General features: G+C 70.2%; 2 protein-coding genes and 1 pseudogene. 2 read left to right on the plus strand and 1 reads right to left on the minus strand.

Annotation, left to right across the window (positions count from 1 at the left end; translation table 11 throughout):
- Positions 1-466 (plus strand): annotated as a pseudogene (locus RMO85_RS06890) (hypothetical protein); the annotation flags it as partial.
- An 11-nt stretch (positions 467-477) separates the two neighbouring features.
- On the opposite strand, the gene valS reads toward RMO85_RS06890, so the two are convergent.
- Positions 478-3,102, minus strand: coding sequence for a valine--tRNA ligase (valS, locus tag RMO85_RS06895; RefSeq protein ID WP_310527922.1), 2,625 nt, complete (start codon positions 3,100-3,102; stop codon positions 478-480).
- A gap of 77 nt (positions 3,103-3,179) precedes the next feature.
- Between valS and RMO85_RS06900 the strand changes: the two genes are divergently transcribed.
- The coding region (locus tag RMO85_RS06900; RefSeq protein WP_310527923.1) for a hypothetical protein at positions 3,180-3,516 on the plus strand (337 nt) is incomplete at its 3' end.

A 3,516-nucleotide genomic window follows, 5' to 3' on the forward strand; every position in this document is an offset into this window, starting at 1 on the left:
TTCTGCGCGCTGCCCCGCCGGGCCCCCCTCGGTCCCGCCCCCCTCGATCCCGACACCGGACGACGACACCGACGGCGAGGACGTCGCAGCGGACGCCTCGACGCTGGCGGCCCGTCAGGCGGCGCTCGACGCGGCCAAGGCGGCGAGGGCGGTCAAGGCCGCGCAGAAGGCGACGCAGAAGGCGACCCAGGCCGCCGCGAAGGCCGCCGAGTTGTCCACCAAGGCTGCGCAGCAGGCTGCTGACGAGGCGGCCGAGGATGCCGAAGAGGCCGAAGAGGCCGCAGCCAAGGCGACGGAGCAGGCCGACAAGGCGGCTGAGCAGGCCGCCAAGGCGGCAGAGAGGGATGGTCCCGAGGCCGACGGCACTTCCGTCGAAACCCCGCAGCCGACCCCGCAGCCGGCCACGGAGCCGAGCCCCCTGCCGACCGGGACACCGACCGCAGAGCCCCACGCCAGCGACGACTGAGCGACCCTAGGTCAGGACGGGTTGCCCGCCGGCACGTCGCGGAGCTCGGCCGAGACCGAGATCTCCTCGGCGTTCTCGTCCTGGGTGAACACGAGCTCGCCGGTGATCTTGCCGGCGCGGCGCAGGTCGGCTGCGGCGGACTCGACGCCGGCGACGAGGGCCGGCGGTCCGGTGATCTCCACTCGCGAGAGCTCGGCCTTCATCGAGACCTTCGCCGTGGACTTCGCGCCGCGGATCCCCACCAGCGCGGCAGCCACCGCGGACATGGCGGTCGGGTCGGCTGCGGCGGCCGCCCCGAGGTCGGCCGGCGTCGGCCAAGCGGAGTGGTGGATCGAGTCCTCCTGCCACCACGACCACACTTCCTCGGTGACGTAGGGCAGGAAGGGCGCCAGCAGGCGCAACTGGACGTGCAGGGCGATGGCCAGCGCGGCCTTGGCCGACTGGGTGGCCGAGCCGCCGTCCTCGTCGTAGGCGCGCTCCTTGACCAGCTCGAGGTAGTCGTCGCAGAACTCCCAGAAGAACTTCTCGGTGACCTCGAGCGCGGTCGTGTAGTCGTAGGCGTCGAAGGCTTCGGTCGCCAGGCGGGTGACGACCTCCAGGCGGCTGAGCAGCGCGCAGTCGATCGGCTCGCTGACGGCGAAGTGGTCGAGCGACGTGGCACCGACATTGCCCAGCACGAACTTCGAGGCGTTCAGCACCTTCATGGCCAGCCGGCGCCCGACCTTCATCTGCGACTCGTCGAACGGCGAGTCAGCGCCCGGGCGACCGAGCGCGGCACGCCAGCGGACCGCGTCCGCGCCGTACTTGTCGAGGATCTCGGTCGGGACGACCACGTTGCCCTTGGACTTCGACATCTTCTTGCGGTCAGGGTCGACGATGAATCCGGAGATCATCGCGTGCGACCAGGGAGAGGCGTGCTGCTCGAAGTGGGCACGCACGATCCGACTGAACAGCCAGGTGCGGATGATGTCGTGCGCGTGCGTGCACAGGTCGTAGGGGAAGACGCGCGCGAAGAGGTCCTCGTCGCTCAGCCAGCCGCCCGCGATCTGCGGCGTCAGCGACGAGGTCGCCCAGGTGTCCATCACGTCGGGGTCGCCCATGAACCCGCCCGGCTTGCCACGCTGGGATTCCTCGAAGCCTTCGGGCGCCTGCGTCGACGGGTCGATCGGCAGTGCGTCCTCGCGGGGCAGCAGCGGGTGGGCGTAGTCGGGATCGCCGGCGTCGTCGAGGGGATACCAGACGGGGAACGGGATGCCGAAGAACCGCTGACGCGAGATCAACCAGTCGCCGTTCAGGCCGCCGACCCAGTTGTCGTATCGGTGCTTCATGTGGCTCGGGATCCAGGTGACCTCGCCCGCCCGCGCCAGCATATCGGCGCGCACCTCGGCCTCGCGGCCACCGTTGCGGATGTACCACTGCCGGGTGGCCACGATCTCGAGCGGCTTGTCGCCCTTCTCGTAGAAGTTCGCCATCCGCTGGGTGGCCCTGGGATCGCCGTCGAGGTCGCCCGACTCGCGTAACGCCGCCACGACCACCTCGCGCGCGCTGAAGGTCGTCTTGCCCTTGAGCTCCTCGTACGCCGCAGCGGCGGCCTCGCTCGAGAGCCACTCGGGCGTCTCGCGCAGGATCCGGCCATCACGGCCGATCACGGTGCGGACCGGCATGTTGAGCTCGCGCCACCACATCACGTCGGTGAGGTCGCCGAACGTGCAGCACATCGCGATGCCGGAGCCCTTGTCGGGCTCGGCGGCGGGGTGGGCGAGCACCGGGATCTCGACACCGAACACCGGGCTGGTCACGGTGGTGCCGATCAGCGCCTGGTAGCGCTCGTCGTCGGGGTGCGCGATCAGCGCGACGACGCTGGGGATCAGCTCGGGGCGGGTCGTCTCGATGTGCACGGCCTCGCCATCGGCCCGGCGGAAGGCGACCCGGTGGTAGGCACCCGGGTAGTCGCGCGCCTCGAGCTCGGCCTGCGCGACGGCGGTCTGGAACGTGACGTCCCACAGGGTCGGCGCTTCCTGGAGGTAGGCCTCGCCGCGCGCGTAGTTGCGCAGGAACGCCGTCTGGCTGACCAGCTGGGCCTTCGGTCCGATGGTCGTGTAGTTCTCCGACCAGTCGACGCTGAGACCGAGCGTGCGCCACAGCGACTCGAAGACCAGCTCGTCCTCCTCGACGAGCTGCTCGCACAGCTCGATGAAGTTGGGTCGGCTGATCGGGATCTGCACCTTCTTGTCGGGCTGCTCGGGCGGCGTGAACCCGGCGTCGTAGGGCAGGGTCGGATCGCACCTGACACCGAAGTAGTTCTGGACGCGGCGCTCGGTCGGCAGGCCGTTGTCGTCCCAGCCCATCGGGTAGAAGACGCTCTTGCCGTTCATCCGCTGGTAGCGGGCGATCAGGTCGGGGTGGGTGTAGGAGAAGACGTGGCCCACATGAAGGCTGCCGCTCACGGTCGGCGGGGGCGTGTCGATGGAGTAGACGTCGGCACGCACGGCCGAGCGATCGAACTTGTAGGTCTCGTTGGTCTTCCAGCGCTCCGACCAGGTGGCCTCGAGCCCTTCGAGCACGGCCTTGTCGGGTACGACGACGTCGCGGCGTGCGGACGTCGTGGACTCGGGCTCGGGGCTGATGGCAGTCATGCGCGCAGTCTATGAGCGTGGCTCCGAGCGGAGAAAACGAGTTAGCCCGGGGGGCACGCGGTGACTAGCGTGACGCCATGGAGCTTGAGTTCTACGCCGACCCCGCTGCCTTCCTCGACGTCGCGGGGGAGCACCTCACCGAGCACCCGGTCGTGTCGACGGTGGTGGCCTCGGTGGCCCAGCGCGCGGTGGTGGACCTGGCCGAGGGGGTCACCCAGGATCCCAGGAACTGGTACGCGGTTGCCCGCTCGGGCAGCGAGGTGCGCGGGGTGGCCATGCGCACGGCCCCTTTCGCCGCCCGCCCGCTGTTCCTGTTGCCGATGTCGCCCGAGTGCGCGCTGTTGCTGGCGCGCACCCTGTACGAGCGTGGTGAGGGGGTGGGGGCGGTCAACGGGGCGCTGCCCGCCGCGCGGG

It is taken from the genome of Nocardioides sp., from assembly GCF_031422975.1.
Classification (GTDB): domain Bacteria; phylum Actinomycetota; class Actinomycetes; order Propionibacteriales; family Nocardioidaceae; genus Nocardioides.

Coding starts and splice junctions, on each gene's coding strand:
- valS (WP_310527922.1), bottom strand. CDS start 3,102: ATGACTGCCATCAGCCCCGAGCCCGAGTCCACGACGTCCGCACGCCGC.